At 63.0% G+C, this 16,552-nt stretch carries 18 protein-coding genes; 5 read left to right on the forward strand and 13 right to left on the reverse strand.

Annotation, left to right across the window (positions count from 1 at the left end; genetic code table 11):
• Positions 1-77 precede the first annotated feature (77 nt).
• On the forward strand, positions 78-458 hold the full coding sequence (locus tag G473_RS0106520; protein WP_029012440.1) for a hypothetical protein: 381 nt from the start codon (positions 78-80) through the stop codon (positions 456-458).
• Between the two features lie 11 nt (positions 459-469).
• Positions 470-661 (forward strand): helix-turn-helix transcriptional regulator, encoded by a 192-nt coding sequence (locus G473_RS0106525; RefSeq protein ID WP_029012441.1) that lies wholly within the window; start codon positions 470-472, stop codon positions 659-661.
• Positions 662-701: 40 nt separating this feature from the next.
• On the opposite strand, the gene G473_RS0106530 is transcribed toward G473_RS0106525, so the two are convergent.
• From G473_RS0106530 to G473_RS0106545, 4 genes are all read right to left on the reverse strand, one after another.
• Positions 702-920 carry a hypothetical protein gene (locus G473_RS0106530; RefSeq protein ID WP_029012442.1) on the reverse strand — a complete coding sequence of 73 codons (219 nt, stop codon included), beginning with the start codon at positions 918-920 and terminating at the stop codon, positions 702-704.
• Entirely contained in the window at positions 920-2,185 is a 1,266-nt protein-coding gene (locus tag G473_RS29070; protein WP_029012443.1) for a hypothetical protein, read from the reverse strand. Before G473_RS29070 ends, G473_RS0106530 begins: the two co-directional genes overlap by 1 nt.
• 137 nt (positions 2,186-2,322) lie before the next feature.
• Positions 2,323-3,156 (reverse strand): ABC transporter permease, encoded by an 834-nt coding sequence (locus G473_RS0106540; protein ID WP_029012444.1) that lies wholly within the window; start codon positions 3,154-3,156, stop codon positions 2,323-2,325.
• Between the two features lie 23 nt (positions 3,157-3,179).
• The gene (locus G473_RS0106545) at positions 3,180-3,983 is read right to left on the reverse strand and encodes an ABC transporter permease (RefSeq protein WP_029012445.1); all 804 of its coding nucleotides are present in this window, start codon (positions 3,981-3,983) and stop codon (positions 3,180-3,182) included.
• Between the two features lie 152 nt (positions 3,984-4,135).
• On the opposite strand from G473_RS0106545, the gene G473_RS25450 reads away from it, so the two are divergent.
• Entirely contained in the window at positions 4,136-4,759 is a 624-nt protein-coding gene (locus G473_RS25450; protein ID WP_051329947.1) for a regulatory protein RecX, read from the forward strand.
• Positions 4,760-4,783: 24 nt separating this feature from the next.
• On the opposite strand, the gene G473_RS25455 is transcribed toward G473_RS25450, so the two are convergent.
• Entirely contained in the window at positions 4,784-7,153 is a 2,370-nt protein-coding gene (locus G473_RS25455) for a mechanosensitive ion channel domain-containing protein (protein ID WP_245580000.1), read from the reverse strand.
• A 213-nt stretch (positions 7,154-7,366) separates the two neighbouring features.
• Between G473_RS25455 and G473_RS0106560 the strand changes: the two genes are divergently transcribed.
• Positions 7,367-8,029: a sulfite oxidase-like oxidoreductase gene (locus tag G473_RS0106560; RefSeq protein WP_029012446.1), complete on the forward strand. Its 663-nt coding sequence runs from the start codon at positions 7,367-7,369 to the stop codon at positions 8,027-8,029.
• Positions 8,030-8,055: 26 nt separating this feature from the next.
• On the opposite strand, the gene G473_RS0106565 is transcribed toward G473_RS0106560, so the two are convergent.
• The 5 genes from G473_RS0106565 to dnaK form a co-directional block, all read right to left on the reverse strand.
• Complete coding sequence (locus tag G473_RS0106565; protein WP_029012447.1) at positions 8,056-8,685, reverse strand: hypothetical protein; 630 nt, start codon at positions 8,683-8,685, stop codon at positions 8,056-8,058.
• Complete coding sequence (gene dapE, locus G473_RS0106570; protein ID WP_029012448.1) at positions 8,682-9,836, reverse strand: succinyl-diaminopimelate desuccinylase; 1,155 nt, start codon at positions 9,834-9,836, stop codon at positions 8,682-8,684. Before dapE ends, G473_RS0106565 begins: the two co-directional genes overlap by 4 nt.
• 282 nt (positions 9,837-10,118) lie before the next feature.
• Positions 10,119-10,961 (reverse strand): 2,3,4,5-tetrahydropyridine-2,6-dicarboxylate N-succinyltransferase, encoded by an 843-nt coding sequence (gene dapD, locus G473_RS0106575; protein ID WP_029012449.1) that lies wholly within the window; start codon positions 10,959-10,961, stop codon positions 10,119-10,121.
• Positions 10,962-11,081: 120 nt separating this feature from the next.
• A complete protein-coding gene (gene dnaJ / locus G473_RS0106580) occupies positions 11,082-12,221 on the reverse strand; it encodes a molecular chaperone DnaJ (protein ID WP_029012450.1) in 1,140 nt (379 codons plus the stop codon).
• A 195-nt stretch (positions 12,222-12,416) separates the two neighbouring features.
• On the reverse strand, positions 12,417-14,345 hold the full coding sequence (gene dnaK, locus G473_RS0106585; RefSeq protein WP_029012451.1) for a molecular chaperone DnaK: 1,929 nt from the start codon (positions 14,343-14,345) through the stop codon (positions 12,417-12,419).
• A gap of 493 nt (positions 14,346-14,838) precedes the next feature.
• On the opposite strand from dnaK, the gene G473_RS25460 reads away from it, so the two are divergent.
• Positions 14,839-15,096: a hypothetical protein gene (locus G473_RS25460; protein WP_035705488.1), complete on the forward strand. Its 258-nt coding sequence runs from the start codon at positions 14,839-14,841 to the stop codon at positions 15,094-15,096.
• 87 nt (positions 15,097-15,183) lie between these two features.
• On the opposite strand, the gene G473_RS0106595 is transcribed toward G473_RS25460, so the two are convergent.
• The 3 genes from G473_RS0106595 to G473_RS0106605 all read right to left on the reverse strand — a co-directional run bounded on the left by G473_RS0106595 (position 15,184) and on the right by G473_RS0106605 (position 16,362).
• Positions 15,184-15,399 (reverse strand): hypothetical protein, encoded by a 216-nt coding sequence (locus G473_RS0106595; RefSeq protein ID WP_029012452.1) that lies wholly within the window; start codon positions 15,397-15,399, stop codon positions 15,184-15,186.
• 6 nt (positions 15,400-15,405) lie between these two features.
• Complete coding sequence (locus G473_RS25465) at positions 15,406-15,861, reverse strand: Fur family transcriptional regulator (RefSeq protein ID WP_051329948.1); 456 nt, start codon at positions 15,859-15,861, stop codon at positions 15,406-15,408.
• Positions 15,862-15,993: 132 nt separating this feature from the next.
• A complete protein-coding gene (locus G473_RS0106605) occupies positions 15,994-16,362 on the reverse strand; it encodes a helix-turn-helix domain-containing protein (RefSeq protein ID WP_029012453.1) in 369 nt (122 codons plus the stop codon).
• Positions 16,363-16,552: the final 190 nt, after the last annotated feature.

Genomic DNA, 16,552 nt, shown 5'->3' on the forward strand with positions numbered 1-16,552 from the left:
TTTCCATGTAAAGCTCGCTTGACACATCAGCAATCCGCACCCCATATGTAAAGCACACTTTACATATGGGGGCCATCATGGGTAATGCACGACGCTATGTGATTGAACTCTCATCCACCATCCTGGCTTACGCGCTGATGCTGGTAGGTGTGAACAAGGCCATGCAATGGGGTTGGGTGCCCGACGGCATGCAGATCCCGGTAGCGCTGCTGCCGATGCTGCCCTGCCTGCTGGTGGTATGGGTAATCATGCGTCACATCCGGCGCCTGGACGAGTTACAGCGCCGGATGCAGTTCGAGGGGCTGGCCTTTGGCTTCGCCATGACGGCGCTGCTCACCTTCTCCTACGGCTTTCTGGAGAATAAGGGACTGCCCCGCCTCTCCATGCATGTCGTCTGGCCAGTAATGTCGTTCTTCTGGGTCACAGGATATGTCCTTGCCTGCCGCCGCTATCGCTGAGGGGGGGCGGCATGAAGAACCGATTGAAAGACCTGCGCGCCGAGCGCGGCTGGTCACAGGGTGATCTGGCGGAAAAGCTGGCCGTGTCCCGCCAAACGGTGAATGCGCTGGAAAATGGCCGCTATGACCCGTCCCTGCCGCTCGCCTTCACCATTGCGCGGCTGTTCGCCCTGCCGATTGAGGCGATCTTCGATCCGGAATGAACGCGGCGGTCTTGTTGCGGGCAAGGAAGGCGGGTTGCTGTCACCCTTCCCGCAGCATCCGGCGGATCGCTTCTGCCAGCACAGCGTAAGGGTCTTTGCCGCCGGCACCGGCTGCCTTTTGCAGATTGTCGCGCAAGCCCGTCTCCGACGCATGACGCCGCAGCCGGTCCAGTTCAGCCTGCTGGATACGATCATCCAGCGGGGTGGTCTTGGGAACCGGCTTCGGTCCCGGCTTGGCCGGCGGGGGCGCCACGGCCATCACTCGCCCAGATGGATGCCGCCGCTGCCGCTGCTGTTCAGGCTGGGGGTACCCTCATGCTTCGCGATGGAGACAGAGCCGGAGCCGGCGGCCGTAACCTGCGGATTGACCGCCACACCGCCAAAATCCAGCGAGCCCGCACCGTTCAACGTGGCCTGAAGCGGTTCCGCCCGCCCGTCCTTGATTGAAATATTGCCGGCCCCGCCAAACTTCACCCGGACCGGGCCATTGACGCGGTCAATATTGATATCGGCATACCCCGGTACGGCAATGTTGGTGGCATCATTGATGCGACCGATGGAAATGTCGGCGCGGCCCATCACTTCCAGGTCTGCCGTTTCGGTCCGATCCACCCGGATATCCGCTGAACCGCCGATCCTGGCCCTGAACGGGCCATCGACCCGCTCAATATAAACCGACCCCGACTCGGCGATATTAACCGTGGCACCGCTCGTGCGGTCAGCCCGCAGGGTGCCCCGCCGCATCTGTACATCAAGGGGCGCTTCGGAACGGCCGGCGATGGTGACATCGCCAGCATGGCCGGCAATATTCATGCGGGCGCTTTCCGGCACAACCAGGCGCACATCGGCCCCATCATCGCCCCGCCCGCTGATGGTCAAAACCCCATTGGTCAGGCTGGTGCGCAGCCCGCCGCCGCCATCCACATTTACCTGCACTTTCTCCGCGCGGGAGGAGACCTCGATCATCACGTCGCCCTGGATATTGGCAAGGCGCACGCCACCGGGGGCCGTAAAGCTCTGGCGATAGCTATCCCCGACAATTTCAGATTCTTGGGTGGCTACCCCGGCAACCGAGTTCGAAACGATGCGGGCGCGTTCGGCCTGCACCTGGGCCTTGGCCGCCGCCAGCGCCTCCTGGGCTGCCTTGGGGATCATCCCTTCCATGGCCGCCAGCTTTTGCTGCGCCATGGCCAGCTTTTCTTCCGCCATGCGCAGCTTGTCCGGATCGTTATTCATCTCCGCCTGACGCATTGCCTCTGCCACAGAGCGGCGGATGCCTTCCACATCCACATTGATGGACGGGGCTTCCGGCGGGGCGGGAGGGGCAGGGGGCGCAGGGATGGAGAAGTCCGTATCAACCTTGAAGCTGACCGTGTCGCCCACCGGATCGCCGGCGATGGAGCCCCAGACAATGACGCCCAGCGCAACCAGCACGGCAGCCACGCCACCGGCCGGCACGCCAGGGGTCAGGCGCGGGCGATGCGACAAGGGGGAAGGGGCGGAACCGGAAGGATGGGCATCCATGGCACGTATCCTGCGCGTCATCTTAACGTCGGTTCCTTGACTATGCGGCCCTTCCGCGCCCCTGTCCGCCGCATTTTCAGGAGCGTTACAATTTCACCGCCGGCCGTTACGGACCGGTCCACCCTGTTACAGGGCGCTTAACTTTTCATGTGCCAGCCGATGGAATAAAGCCGGGCAGACAGGGCGTACAGCAGCGCGCAGGCTGCCAGCACGATCAACGCCGCCACAGCCGGATCCGCGTGACCTTGCCCTACCATGCCGTACCGGAAACCATCCATGGCATAAAAGATGGGATTCGCCTGCACAATAGCCGCGAACAGGGGGGGCATACCCGCCACCGGCGCAAAAACGCCGGACAGGAACGACAGGGGCGTGAACAGGAAGGTGAAATAGGCTGCCATATGGTCCCACTTGGTGGAGGCCAGACCGGTCAGCAGCCCGCACATCGACATGAGCAAGCCTGCCAGCACGGCAAAGCCCAGCGCCACCAGCGGATGGGCCACCGGCTGCGGCCAGAGCAGAAGCGACCCCAGCCAGACAAACAGGCCGGAGATGAAACCGGCCACGGTGCCGGTCACGGCATAGACCAGCACCACCTCCCGCGCGCCGATGGGCGCCATCAACTGGTCCAGCACATGGCCTTCGATCTTGGCATAGAGCAGGGAAAACCCCGTATTCTCCGCCGCGCGCAGCAGGATGGACAGCATCACCAGACCCGGCACCAGGAAGGTCAGCACCGCATCGCCTTCCGGCGTGCCGCGCTGCGGCCCCAGCCCGAACAGGAAGCAGACGAAATAAATCACGGCCATGAGCGCAGGCGCGATGATGATCATCGCCGCCATCTTCCATACCCGCTTCATCTCCTTCACCAGCAGGGTCTTGAAAGCCTGCCAGAAAAAGGCCGGCACCTGACGGCGCATATGCGGCCGGAAGGCGCCTGCCGGCAGGGTATTGGCATCCGGAGCGGACATCGCTTTTCCCCCTGTCCCGGCCATCAGGCCTTCAGCTTGTAGCCGCGCTTGATCATGGACCAGGCGACAAAACCCAACACAAGATTGATGCCCAGCATCACCAGAATGCCGGTGCCCAGCGTGCCATCCGTGCGGCCGATGAAGCCATAACGGAACCCGTCGATGAAATAGAAGAACGGGTTGAGATGGGCGATGAAATGGAAGGTCGGCGGCAGGCTGTCCACGGAATAGAAGGTGCCGGACAGGAAGGAGAGCGGGGTGACGATGAAATTGGTTACCGCCGCCATATGGTCGAACTTGTCAGCCCAGATACCGCCGATCAGCCCCAGCAGCGACAGCAGCATGGCCGCCGCGATGCCGTGGAACAGGATATAGAACGGGTGCGCCACCGTGACCGGCACGAACAGCGAAATGGTCAGCGCCGTCACCAGCCCGACCAGCGCCCCACGCACCACCCCGCCCACCACATAGGCCGCCGTCAGTTCCAGGGCGGAAATGGGCGGCATCAGCACGTCCACGATATTGCCCTGGACCTTGGACACCAGGACGGAGGAGGAGGAATTGGCAAAGGCGTTCTGCGCGATCGCCATCATGATCAGGCCCGGCGCCAGGAAGGTGAGGAAAGGCACATCCCCCACCATCCGCACCACGCCGCCCAGCGCCAGGGCGAAGACGGAATAGAAAAGCAACGTCGTCACCACCGGTGCGGCGATGGTCTGGACCCAAACTTTCAGGAAACGGCGGATTTCCTTTGCGATCAGGGTGGAAAGCCCGATCCAGTTGACGGCACCCACATGGCGGGGCATGGGAAAGCTCGGCTGCGTCATGGCGCGGAATTGCCTTTTGGGCGAAGGGAAGCGACAGAGGCGGCGGGGTCGCCAGCCTTTGATTGGCCGCAACACTACGCCCCACAACAGATCGGGGCAATTACGGCCATCACACCGGGGCCATGAAACCGGCCAAAGGGAGGGAAAGAGCGATGGAAGAACGCAAGGCCCCACAACCGGGGCGCAAGATAAGGCGGGTGACGCCGGATTATCTGGACCGGGCCGCCCTGCATTATCTGGAGCGGTTCGCGACTTCCAGCGCCAATCTGCGCCGGGTGCTGATGCGGCGCGTGCTGGCCTCCGCGCAGGCCCACGACACCGATCCGGCACAGGGCGCGGAATGGGTGGAAGCCCTGATCGCGCGCTATCTGCGCTCCGGTCTGCTGAATGATGCGCTTTATGCGGAGATGAAGGCTGGCGGTCTGCAACGGCGTGGCGGCTCCACCCGCGCCATCCGGCAGAAGCTGCGGGCCAAGGGGCTGGACGAGACGGAGGTGGAAAAGGCCATTGGCGGGCTGGAAGGGGCGGCGGAAGGCGAAGCCGACCTGAACGCCGCCATCGCCTATGCCCGGCGCCGCCGGCTGGGTGGTTTCCGCCCCGACCGGGATGGCACGGGCGAGGCGAGGCGCCAGCGCCGCGACAAGGATATCGCCGCCATGGCACGGGCCGGGTTTGACCTGGCCACCGCGCGCCGGGTGATTGATGCCGACCGGACGGGGGATGATCCCGACGGGATCACCCCCGACGAAGCCGATACGGACTGCCTGGAGGATTGAGGTCGCCCGCCGGATTTGATCCCGTCAGGCGTCCCCGCCCGCATTGCCCGGCAGGGGGACCGGAGGCACCGTAGTGCCACTGGCCATATGCAGCGTGCGCTGAGGATAGGGGATGGAGATCCCCTCCTGCTCGAACCGGCGACGCATGCGGCGGTTGAACTCACGCCCCACGCCCCATTGCTGGATGGGGCGTGTCTTGATACGCGCCCGGATCGTCACCGCATTTTCGCGGATGGCATCAACGCCCGCAATATCGATCGGATCCAGGATCACCGCGGCGAAATTGGGCTCCGACATCATCTCGGTACAGATTTCACGCAGGATGGCGACGACGCGGTCCGTATCCTCCTTGAAGTCGATATTCACGTTGAAGACATAGAAGCTGAAATCCTTGGTCAGATTGGTGGCTGTGGTGATGGAACTGAACGGGATCGTGTGGACAGACCCATCATAGTCGCGCAGCCGGATGGTGCGGATGGTGATCGCTTCCACCACCCCGCCCTTCTCGGCGACATTCACCACATCGCCGACCGACAGCGTATCCTCGATCAACATGAACAGGCCGGTGATCACATCCTTCACCAGGGTCTGGGCCCCAAAACCGATGGCCAGACCAACCACGCCCGCGCCCGCCAGCAGCGGCGCAATGTTAATGCCCATTTCGGACAGCACGATCAGCCCGACCATGGTGATCATCAGGATCATCAGGGCGTTGCGGGCCAGCGGCAGCAATGTGCGCATGCGGGCACTGCGCTGGATGGCGGTGCCGCTTTCATCCTTGGCGTTCAGATAGCGGAAGATGGCACCACTGGCCATTTCCCACACAATCAGCGACACCGCCAGCACGATCAGGATGGTGATGGTGGATGCCGTCAGCCGCTGCCCGAAATCCGTATCGAACCAGCCCAGGGCATTGGCGCCCCAGGCCTGGAGCAGCAGCAGAATGGTGAATATCCACAATATCGTCAGCAGCAGACGCCGCAGAATGGGCAGATAGCGGTTGGCCCGCTGCTCCAGACCGGGGAACTGGATCAGCAGATCCGGAGAAATGGCAAAGCCACGCCGCAGGCTGCTGTCGATCCCCTCCCCGATCAGGCGGGAACCGACCAGGATGGCGCCGGTGACCAGGGTAGCCCGCATCACAAAATTAAAGCCGTCGGCGATTTCCAGCACCCAGATGAAATAGATGGCGGACACATAGAGAATGGCCAGGATATGCCAGATATCGGCCAGCCGCCGCCGCACGGCCCGAACGGCAACACGGCGCTGCGCATGCGCATGGACGGTCCCAGCACCAGCAGGTGCGATGACGGGATTGTCCAGATCACTGCCATCGCTTTCCCCCGCCACCACGGCGCGCAGGGCATCATCCACCGGATCGACAGGGGGCTGCGGATCGGCAGGCCGGTCACCACGGATCCATTCCGCCACCATGGTGCGGTTCTGCAGGATCAGCACCACCACCATGACCGTCACCACCAGCCCCAGCAGTTTCAGAAGCGCGGCATAAGGCTGCTGCGGCAGCCCCAGCACCAGCGCCGCCTGGGCGATGAAATAGCCATAGATGGCGACCATGACGATGCGCCGGACCCAGATCACCAGATAGTTCGCCGTTTCATCCGATACCTGCACCAGCCGCAGATTGGCGGTGGAAGGTGACAGCAGGAACCGCGACACGGCCAGCACCCCCTGTACGATCAGGCTGGCATTCAGGATGGTGAGAGACGCCAGACGCACCGACCGCGGTGCTTCACTCAGGGACAGGACGCCATAACCGGCAATGGCGAAGGCGGCCATGGGCAACAGGTCGATCAGCAGCCGCAGGGTCAGCAGCGGGATCTTGGTCCACCAGTAATGGCCATTGCGCCGGCCCAGGGACTGGCGCGGCTGCGCCAGCAGCCGGCTGGTCACCCAATGGGCCAGGAAGCCCGCCGCGATAATGGCCACCAGATGCACGGCCAGACGCAGCCAGTTATTGCGGCGCGCCGGGTCGGATATCTGCTGCTCAGCCCAGCGCAAGGCGCGCGGCGTGTCGATAATGGCTTGGCTGGCGCCGGCGATCTGCTGGCTCAACCGCTCAATCCGGTCGGACAGGGTCGCCAGGAACCGGCTGCCGACACTACCGACGGGCGTCTCCTCCCGTTGCTGCTCCACCACCGTCAGCGCCTTCAACTGGGCCAACAGCGCGTCGCGTTTGGCCGGATCTTCCAGCGTGCGGACCAGATTTTCCACCTGCTCGCGATCCACGCCCGCATCCTCTTTCGCGGCGGCGGCCGATGCCGGCACCATCTGGGCGCGAACGGGAGAAGCGAAGAAGAAGGTAGCGGCGATCAACAGCAGGGCCAGCAGGCCGGGCAGCGCCCTGATAAGGGGCGGGCAGGCGAAGCGGTTCATGGCGCGGCGTTTCTCCGGCATCGGACGGGAAAGGGCGTCAGGCCACGATAGCGGCCCTACCCGGTAAAGCCAACCCACGGGGGTGGGGTCCTGTTCCCCGGTGCCTGACAGGCATGCGCATGGTGGGCCTGCATTATCCGGCAATCCCTCGCCGGACGGCAGCGGGAACGCTATCTTGTCCCGCATCAGCATTCCAAACCCAACGGACCCACCATGTCGCAGGATGATGGCCTGATCCCCCCACCCAATGCCAAGCTGGTCGATCGTAAGGAGAAATGGGCCGAGGAGGGCCGGCTGATGACCGGTGCCGCCGCCCCGCGCGCCCAGCGCCTGCCCCCCGGCCAACGCGAGGTGAAGAACTGGCCCGTGCTGGATCTGGGCATCCAGCCGGAAATCCCCGTCGATCAGTGGGAACTGACTATTGATGGTCTGGTGGCCAACCCCTTGACCTGGGGCTGGACCGATTTCCGCACCCAGCCGCCCTTTACCGACATGTCGGATATCCATTGCGTCACCGCCTGGTCACGCTACGACAATCATTGGGAAGGGGTGTCGGCGCGGCACATCCTGGATCTGGTAAAGCCGCTGCCCCAGGCGCAGCACATCATCTTCCATTCCTATGATGGCTACACCACCAATGTCGCCCTGTCGGTCTTTGATGATGCCGATGTGCTGCTGGCCCATAGCTGGGAAGGCAAGCCGATCACAGTGGAACATGGCGGCCCGGTCCGGGTGATCATCCCGAAATTCTATTTCTGGAAATCAGCCAAATGGATCAAGCGCATCGAGTTTGTCGATGCTGACCGCCCCGGTTTCTGGGAAGAGCGCGGCTACCATAATGAAGGCGACCCCTGGACCGAGCAGCGTTATAGCTGACGGCTAGCGCGGATTGTGGCCGGGGATCAGCCCCCGGCCAGGTCGGCCAGCGTCTTGGACATGGAAAAGACGGCAAGGCTGATCGTCAGATCCAGCAGCACCATCGCGCTGGCCAGCAGCCCGCCGCATGCCAGCGCCTGGCGCACAACGAACCAGCCATAAAACACGGTCCAGATCATCGCGCAGAACAGCAGTAAGCCCGCCGCCGGGGGCATGGCCTCCCCCTCCGCGCCCAAGGCGCGGGCCAGAAGCAGGGCGGTGCCATAGAAAATGGCGGAGATGACGCCCGACCAGTTGGACGCCATGACAAAGCGACCAATCCTGTTGCCATAACCAAATGCCTGGGCCAGACGGCAAGCTGCCAGCAAGCTGGCAGCCACAGTCAAAACCGTACGCACGGCATCCTGCAGGATGAATAAAGGCAGGTCCACCTGTTCAAGACCCTTGTCCCCCATCAGCAGGGACAAGATCAATCCCGCCGGGATGATGAAGAAATAGGCGTTGAAACTGTGCCAGAGGGCGACATCACTCTCGTCCCGGAACTCCTCCACCCCACCCCGATCCAGGCGAAACAGGCGCCACGCGCCGCGCAGGCCGCGCGCCGTCAGACTGGCCCCTGACGGACCGGGTTGCGGGGTCTCAGGATGGTCGCTCATGCCGCCGGCTTGCCGAAAAAGTCTGACAGGATGCGATCATAGATCGCCGTCAGTGACAGGATATCGGACAGGGCGACATTTTCATCCACCTTATGCATGGTGGCGCCGACCAGACCAAACTCCACCACCGGGCAATGGTCCTTGATGAACCGGGCATCGGACGTGCCGCCGCTGGTGGACAATTCCGGCTCCCGCCCCGTCACGGCCTGTATGGCACCGGCCACGGTTTTCACCAGCGGGCCGGGCGGGGTGAGAAAGGCAACGCCGCTGACCTGCATCTTCAGGTCCCAGGTGCCGCCCACCTCTTCCAGCACATCACGGATATGGGCTTCCAGACTGTCCGGCGTATGCAGATCGTTGAAGCGGATGTTGAATTTGGCCGTGCCCTTGGCCGGGATCACATTGCTGGCCGGGTTGCCGACATCAATGGTGGTCAGGGCCAGGGTGCTGGGCTGAAAATGGGCCGTGCCCTCATCCAGCGGGCTTTGGGTCAAGAGGGTCAGCGCCTCTGTCAGACGGGGCAGCGGGTTGTCGGCCAGATGCGGATAGGCCACATGACCCTGGGCGCCATAGGCGGTCAGGGTGGCGGTGACGGAGCCGCGACGGCCGATCTTGATCATATCGCCCATGGCGCGGGGATTGGTCGGCTCCCCCACCACACAGGCATCCATCACCTCTCCCTGCTGGCGCATCCAGTCCAATACCTTGCGGGTGCCATTGATGGACGGGCCTTCCTCATCCCCCGTGATCAACAGGGAAATGGAGCCATCGGGCATACCGTTGCGATCCAGGAATGACCTGACGGCGGCAACGAAGCAGGCAATGGCCCCCTTCATGTCGGACGTGCCGCGACCGTAAAGTTTACCGTCGATAATTTCGGCACCGAAAGGATCAACGCTCCAGCCGGCGCGGTCCCCCGTCGGCACCACGTCGGTATGGCCGGCGAAGCAGAAATGGGGGCTGGCCGTGCCCAGACGGGCATAGAGATTATCCACCGGATCGGTGCCCGCCTCCTCAAACCGCAGCCGGGTGCAGGTAAATCCCATAGCGGTCAATTCCCGTTCCAGCACACCCAGCGCCCCTGCATCCGCCGGGGTGACGCTGGGGCAACGGATCAGGTCCTGGGTAAGGGCGATGGGATCGATAGGCATAGGGACGGCTCGGGGGTTGGGAAACTGAACAAGGGGTCGATAAGCTTAAGCTTGCGTCCGTCAACGTTTCTCTACCGTCACCCCGGCGAAGGCCGGGGTCCAGATTGACAGGCACATTGCTCTACGAAACTGGACCCCGGCCTTCGCCGGGGTGACGGTTGTGGAGGAGTAGCGCCCGCAAACGCCGGAAAGCAATTCCAGACGATTATTGGCAAGCCATCCCCGCTTTCATGAACGCAGCCGAAGGGCCCAGCGTCACCGCCCTGCCCTTCGTCACATCGCTCAATCGCGCAGCAGGTCGTTGATGCTGGTCTTGGAACGGGTTTGGGCATCCACGCGCTTCACGATCACGGCGCAGGACAGGCTGGGGCCGGGCGTGCCATCGGGCAGCGGCTTGCCGGCCAGGCTGCCGGGCACAACGACGGAATAGGCCGGCACGCGGCCCACAAACACTTCACCCGTGGTGCGGTCGATGATCTTGGTGGTGGCGGAGATAAAGACGCCCATGGACAGGACAGCGCCCTGTTCGACGATCACGCCTTCCACCACTTCCGACCGGGCGCCGATGAAGCAATCATCCTCGATGATCACCGGGCCGGCCTGCAGGGGCTCCAGCACGCCACCAATGCCCACGCCGCCGGACAGATGCACATTCTTGCCAATCTGGGCGCAAGAACCAACGGTGGCCCAGGTATCCACCATCGTGCCCTTGTCCACGAAGGCGCCGACATTGACGAAGCTGGGCATCAGCACCACGCCCGGTGCCACATAGGCGCTGCGGCGCACGACGCTGCCCGGCACGGCGCGGAAGCCGGCCTGACGCCAGGTCGCCTCATCCCAGCCGACAAACTTGGACGGCACCTTGTCCCACCAGGTGGCCCCGCCGGGGCCGCCTTCGATGACGCTATTGTCATTCAGGCGGAAGGACAGCAGCACCGCCTTTTTCAGCCACTGGTTCACCACCCAGGTGCCGTCGATCTTTTCCGCCACGCGGGCCTCGCCCTTGTCCAGCAGGGACAGGGCCGTCTCCACCGCGTCGCGGACGTCACCCTTGGTGCTGAAGCCCAGACCGTCGCGGTTGTCCCAGGCGGTGTCGATGGTGCGGGAAAGATCGGCGTGGCTCATGATTCCAAAAATCCGGCTGATGGGGACAAAAAAATAGCGCCCGGACAATGGGTGCCGGGCGCCTGCCTGTCAACGCGCAAGGGGGGCCAAGGTGCTATGCCCCGGCCCCCTGCCCGACTGTCAGTCCTTCAGGTCGGCCCAGAGTTCCTTGACCTTGGCGAAGAAGCCTTCCGATTCCGGGTTCTGGCCCGTGCCGGCATCCGCTTCCTTGTTGAATTCACGCAGCAATTCCTGCTGACGCTTGGTCAGGTTCACCGGCGTTTCCACTACGACCTGGATATACATGTCGCCCCGCGCCGGGCTGCGCAAAACGCTCATCCCCTTGCTTTTCAGGCGGAACTGGTGGCCCGTCTGGGTGCCGGCGGGAACGTTGATCTTGGCGCGCGTGCCTTCCACCGTCGGCACCTCGATCGTGCCGCCCAAGGCTGCCGTGGTCATCGGGATCGGCACCCGGCAATGCAGGTTGGCCCCGTCGCGCTGGAAGAAGCGGTGGGGGGCGATCGACAGGAAAATATAAAGATCGCCGGGGCTGCCACCCCGCAGACCCGCCTCGCCCTCACCGGCCAGACGGATGCGGGTGCCATCTTCCACGCCCGCCGGGATATTGACCTGCAGGGTCTTTTCCTTGCGCACCCGGCCCTGGCCGCCACAATGGCGGCAGGGATCCTTGATCACCCGGCCAGCGCCGCCACAGGTGGGGCAGGCACGCTCGATGGTGAAAAAGCCCTGCTGGGCGCGTACCTTGCCGCTGCCGCTACAGGTGGTGCAGGTGGTCGGGCTGCTGCCATTCTCCGCGCCGGACCCACCGCAGGGATCGCACATCACGCTGGTGGGCACGCGCACCTGGGTGGTGCTGCCCTTGAAGGCATCTTCCAGCGAGATTTCCAGGTTGTAGCGCAGGTCGGCACCGCGATTATTCGCCTGCCCCCCACGACCACGGCCCATGAACTCGCCGAACATCTCGTCGAAAATATCCGCGAAACCGCCGCCGAAATCGAACCCGCCAGCGCCAGCCCCCGGACGACCACCGCCATTTTCAAAGGCAGCATGGCCGAAACGGTCATAAGCGGCGCGCTTCTGTTCGTCCTTCAGGCAGTCATAGGCTTCGCTGACTTCCTTGAATTTCTGTTCCGCAGCCTTGTCACCCTGATTGCGGTCAGGGTGGTACTGCATGGCCAGCTTGCGATAGGCTTTTTTCAGATCGTCCGCGCTGGCGGATTTGGTGACGCCGAGAACGTCGTAATAATCACGCTTGGACATGGCGGCTTCTAGCCCCTTCGCATCCGGTCCGGCCGCCCTCCAGAGGCACGGCTGCCGGTTTCCGCAAAATAATCCACAACATCTGGCATGGCCGGCCCCATCATGCAACAGGCCCGCCCGGAAACCTTTCCGGACGGGCCCGCGCATCAATCAGCAACCGGCGGTCCCGCCCCCAAACAGGGGGAAGGGCTGGGATCAGCCCTTCTTACGGTCGTCGTCCACTTCCTCGAAGTCGGCGTCGACCACCTTTTCGCCGCCCGTGGCTTCCTCGTCGGAAGCAGCAGCACCAGCGCCGGCAGCACCGGCAGCCGGGCCTTCCTGGCCGGCCTTGTAAAGGGCCTCACCCAGCTTCATGGAAGCCTGGGCCAGGGCATCGGTCTTGGCCTTGATCTCAGCCGCATCCTCGCTGCCCATCACGCCCTTCAGGTCGGCGATGGCGGCTTCAACCGCGGTCTTATCCGCGGCGTCCACCTTGTCGCCATTCTCCGACAGGGTGCGCTCGGTGGAATGGATCAGACCGTCAGCGTGGTTGCGGGCTTCCACCAGCTCCTTGCGCTTCTTGTCATCGGCGGCATGCGCCTCCGCGTCCTTCACCATCTTGTCAATGTCGGCATCCGACAGACCGCCGGACGCCTGGATGCGGATGGTCTGCTCCTTGTTCGTCGCCTTGTCCTTGGCGGACACATTGACGATACCGTTGGCGTCGATGTCGAAGGTCACTTCGATCTGCGGCACGCCGCGTGGGGCGGACGGGATGCCCATCAGGTCGAACTGGCCCAGCATCTTGTTATCGGCGGCCATTTCGCGTTCACCCTGGAACACGCGGATGGTCACGGCCGACTGGTTATCTTCCGCTGTGGAGAAGACCTGGGACTTCTTGGTCGGGATCGTCGTGTTGCGGTCGATCAGGCGGGTGAACACGCCACCCAGCGTCTCAATGCCCAGCGACAGCGGGGTGACGTCCAGCAGCAGCACGTCCTTGACGTCGCCCTTCAGCACGCCGCCCTGGATCGCCGCACCGATGGCCACCACCTCGTCGGGGTTCACGCCACGGTTCGGCTCCTTGCCGAAGATCTGCTTCACGGTCTCGATGATCTTGGGCATGCGGGTCATGCCGCCGACCAGGATCACTTCATCAACCTCAGACGCCTTCAGGCCGGCATCCTTCAGCGCGGCCTGGCAGGGGCCGACAGTGCGGCGCACCAGATCATCCACCAGGGCTTCCAGCTTGGCGCGGGTCAGCTTGATGTTCAGGTGCTTCGGACCGGATGCATCAGCGGTGATGAAGGGCAGGTTCACTTCCGTCTGGACGGAGCTGGACAGCTCGATCTTGGCCTTTTCAGCGGCTTCCTTCAGGCGCTGCAGGGCCAGACGATCCTTGCGCAGGTCGATGCCCTGCTCCTTCTGGAATTCCTCGGCCAGATAATCGATGATCTTGCCGTCGAAATCTTCACCGCCCAGGAAGGTGTCGCCGTTGGTGGACTTCACCTCGAACACGCCGTCGCCGATCTCCAGGATCGACACGTCGAAGGTGCCGCCGCCCAGATCGTACACGGCGATGGTGCCGGCGCCCTTGCGCTCCATGCCATAGGCAAGGGCGGCAGCCGTCGGCTCGTTGATGATGCGCAGCACTTCCAGGCCGGCGATCTTGCCGGCATCCTTGGTGGCCTGACGCTGGCTGTCATTGAAATAGGCCGGAACGGTGATGACGGCCTGCGTCACCTTCTCACCCAGATAAGCCTCAGCGGTTTCCTTCATCTTCTGCAGGATGAAGGCGCTGACCTGGCTGGGGCTGTACTTTTCACCATGAGATTCGACCCAGGCGTCACCATTGCCGCCGGAGACGATCTTGTAGGGAACGAGGGCGGCGTCCTTCTTGGTCACCGGGTCGTCATAGCGACGGCCGATCAGGCGCTTGATCGCGAACAGCGTATTGTCGGGGTTGGTGACGGCCTGGCGCTTGGCCGGCTGTCCCACCAGACGCTCACCGCCCTGCGTAAAGGCGACCATGGACGGCGTGGTGCGCGCGCCCTCGGCATTTTCGATGACCTTGGCCTGCGTGCCTTCCATAACGGCCACGCACGAATTGGTGGTGCCCAGATCAATCCCGATAACCTTGCTCATGACGACCTCTCGTTTCCGGCAGATCACCCGCAGCCCAATATGCTTGGCACCGCAGGGGCGATCCCCATGGGTTTTGCTGATCCATATATAGCCGGCCTGCTGCCGGCCCCAAGGGCAGAAACCTCTGCCCCCAACGCAGACCAGATATAGGCACCTCCGGCCCTGGCTGCAACTGGCAAACCCCCGCATCCTTTTTGTGACCGGCGGAACCATCCCGGTTTCAGCGTCAACATAATACGCAGGTATGCTGCGACGTCGTCGGTTGCATTTATCAACATAACCATTTGGATATAAGTAATGACCTTGCTGCATTCGATCTGTATGTCAGAGCACAACCAGCGTTTGCCGCCCATCTTTCAGTAATCAATGATTGATCTATTATGAGACACGAAATATTAATGCGTTTATGTCTCCCAAATGGCCGGAATAATGTGTATTATTGCCGCCACAAGGGCTAACCGAAAGGTTAGGGTCAACGCGGGGGCGAAGTACCATGACCTATTCAAGCAAGAATGCTGAAATAGACGATGGCCTGATGCAGACGGCTGGCGGAGAGCGGGAGGTGGCCATTGCCATCAAGCGCTGCCTGGAAAGTCTGGTTCAGGACGCCAAACGGTCCCATATGGGTGATCTGGCCGAGTTTCTGGCCCTGGCGGCCCTGGCGGCTGAAGATGCGGCCCGCGCCGCCTCGGCCCCGGTCAACAGCCATTTCGGCGACCTGCGCAGCCGCAAGGCTGTCGGCTCCTGCTGATCCGCTTACAGGACGGGATGGCCGGCGTTCAGCAGCGGGCCATCCCGCCGCATTATAGTTTTATCGTAATAACCCCGCGTCCCCGCATCAATGCAGGGTGACCTGCCCTATCCAGGCGGAAACGATATCCTCCGCCTTGGGGGGCGACGCTTCGGGATGGTGCCAGCGATAGACTGTCAAGGCCGCGTCCAGGCAGTGGCTGTCGGGCGCGCCACTGGCCTGCATTTCCCGGTAGGCCCGTGTCACCGCCAGGCGGCAGCAATCGCGACCGCCGCCACCATCCCCTGCCCGGTCATGGCACATGATGGATCAAACCTTGGGGAAACTGGTGATATTGGCCGTGGGCAGGGAGCTGACGCGATCCTTGCGCACGCCGTAAAGTTCCAGCCGGTGACCGATCAGCTTATAGCCCAGCTCGTCGGCGATCTTTTCCTTGATCAGCTCCAGCTCCTCGCTGGAAAATTCCACCACGGCGCCGGTCTGCACATCGATCAGGTGGTGGTGATGTTCGTCGCGCGCTTCCTCGTAGCGGGCGCGACCGTCACCGAAATCCAGACGCTCGATCACATTCGCCTCTTCAAACAGACGCATGGTGCGATAGACCGTGGCGATGGAGATATGCGGATCGATCTCGATGGCCCGCCGGTATACCTGCTCCACATCCGGGTGGTCCTGGCTGTCCGACAGGACGCGGCTGATGACGCGGCGCTGCTCGGTCATCTTCAAGCCCTTTTGGACGCAAAGCTGTTCAAGGCGGGAAGGCATGTCGGTCGGCTCCGGAAAATGGTCAGCGGCGAATTATTGGCCCAGCATATGGACGCCAACTTACATCAAAGGGAAGGGAGAGGCGGCAAAAATTTGCAGCCCCTGGCGACCGGATATCCTTTATGGCGCCAATCAGGGGGAACCACGGTCATGCCGGCGCAGCACGGCCAGGATCGCCGCGAGATCCGACGCTGACAAAAGATTGACCCGCCGGGCCAGCATATTGGCCAGCAGCGTATGGTCCGGCGTCAGCCCGGCCGTATCCACAATGGCGCGGGGATCGCTATAGGCGGCCAGCCGCTCCATCTCCTCCGCCTCGTCCCAGATCAGACCGAAATAGGTGCAGATCTGGCGCAGCAGCATGGGCGAGGGCAGCCCCTTGCGGCCATGTTCCAGGGCAGAAAGATAGGCGGAGCTGATTTCCAGTTCCGTGGCCATCTGTTTCAGGGAAACGCCCTTGCGTTCCCGCAGGCGGCGGACACGGTCACCAAACGGCGTCATCAAGGCACCGGCTTTAAGGGGAAAGACGAGGTGAAGAAGGATAAAGGTCGATATCCAGGACATAACGCCCCCTGGCGCGGCTGGCAACCGGGCTGGCGCATCCCCTCTCTTGACGGCAGGCTGTCCATCCTTTAGCAACACTGCCCCTTTTGGCGACCCGGCCGCAGCGCCGCTTGCATCCCCCCGTTGA

Origin of the sequence: Niveispirillum irakense DSM 11586 (genome assembly GCF_000429645.1) — a bacterium.
GTDB lineage: Bacteria > Pseudomonadota > Alphaproteobacteria > Azospirillales > Azospirillaceae > Niveispirillum > Niveispirillum irakense.

Excerpts from the sequence above, each read along its gene's own strand:
- G473_RS0106520 (WP_029012440.1), top strand. The coding sequence starts at position 78 with ATGGGTAATGCACGACGCTATGTGATTGAACTCTCATCCACCATCCTG.
- G473_RS0106525 (WP_029012441.1), top strand. The coding sequence starts at position 470 with ATGAAGAACCGATTGAAAGACCTGCGCGCCGAGCGCGGCTGGTCACAG.
- G473_RS0106530 (WP_029012442.1), bottom strand. The coding sequence starts at position 920 with ATGGCCGTGGCGCCCCCGCCGGCCAAGCCGGGACCGAAGCCGGTTCCC.
- G473_RS29070 (WP_029012443.1), bottom strand. The coding sequence starts at position 2,185 with ATGGATGCCCATCCTTCCGGTTCCGCCCCTTCCCCCTTGTCGCATCGC.
- G473_RS0106540 (WP_029012444.1), bottom strand. The coding sequence starts at position 3,156 with ATGTCCGCTCCGGATGCCAATACCCTGCCGGCAGGCGCCTTCCGGCCG.
- G473_RS0106545 (WP_029012445.1), bottom strand. The coding sequence starts at position 3,983 with ATGACGCAGCCGAGCTTTCCCATGCCCCGCCATGTGGGTGCCGTCAAC.
- G473_RS25450 (WP_051329947.1), top strand. The coding sequence starts at position 4,136 with ATGGAAGAACGCAAGGCCCCACAACCGGGGCGCAAGATAAGGCGGGTG.
- G473_RS25455 (WP_245580000.1), bottom strand. The coding sequence starts at position 7,153 with ATGAACCGCTTCGCCTGCCCGCCCCTTATCAGGGCGCTGCCCGGCCTG.
- G473_RS0106560 (WP_029012446.1), top strand. The coding sequence starts at position 7,367 with ATGTCGCAGGATGATGGCCTGATCCCCCCACCCAATGCCAAGCTGGTC.
- G473_RS0106565 (WP_029012447.1), bottom strand. The coding sequence starts at position 8,685 with ATGAGCGACCATCCTGAGACCCCGCAACCCGGTCCGTCAGGGGCCAGT.
- dapE (WP_029012448.1), bottom strand. The coding sequence starts at position 9,836 with ATGCCTATCGATCCCATCGCCCTTACCCAGGACCTGATCCGTTGCCCC.
- dapD (WP_029012449.1), bottom strand. The coding sequence starts at position 10,961 with ATGAGCCACGCCGATCTTTCCCGCACCATCGACACCGCCTGGGACAAC.
- dnaJ (WP_029012450.1), bottom strand. The coding sequence starts at position 12,221 with ATGTCCAAGCGTGATTATTACGACGTTCTCGGCGTCACCAAATCCGCC.
- dnaK (WP_029012451.1), bottom strand. The coding sequence starts at position 14,345 with ATGAGCAAGGTTATCGGGATTGATCTGGGCACCACCAATTCGTGCGTG.
- G473_RS25460 (WP_035705488.1), top strand. The coding sequence starts at position 14,839 with ATGACCTATTCAAGCAAGAATGCTGAAATAGACGATGGCCTGATGCAG.
- G473_RS0106595 (WP_029012452.1), bottom strand. The coding sequence starts at position 15,399 with ATGTGCCATGACCGGGCAGGGGATGGTGGCGGCGGTCGCGATTGCTGC.
- G473_RS25465 (WP_051329948.1), bottom strand. The coding sequence starts at position 15,861 with ATGCCTTCCCGCCTTGAACAGCTTTGCGTCCAAAAGGGCTTGAAGATG.
- G473_RS0106605 (WP_029012453.1), bottom strand. The coding sequence starts at position 16,362 with ATGACGCCGTTTGGTGACCGTGTCCGCCGCCTGCGGGAACGCAAGGGC.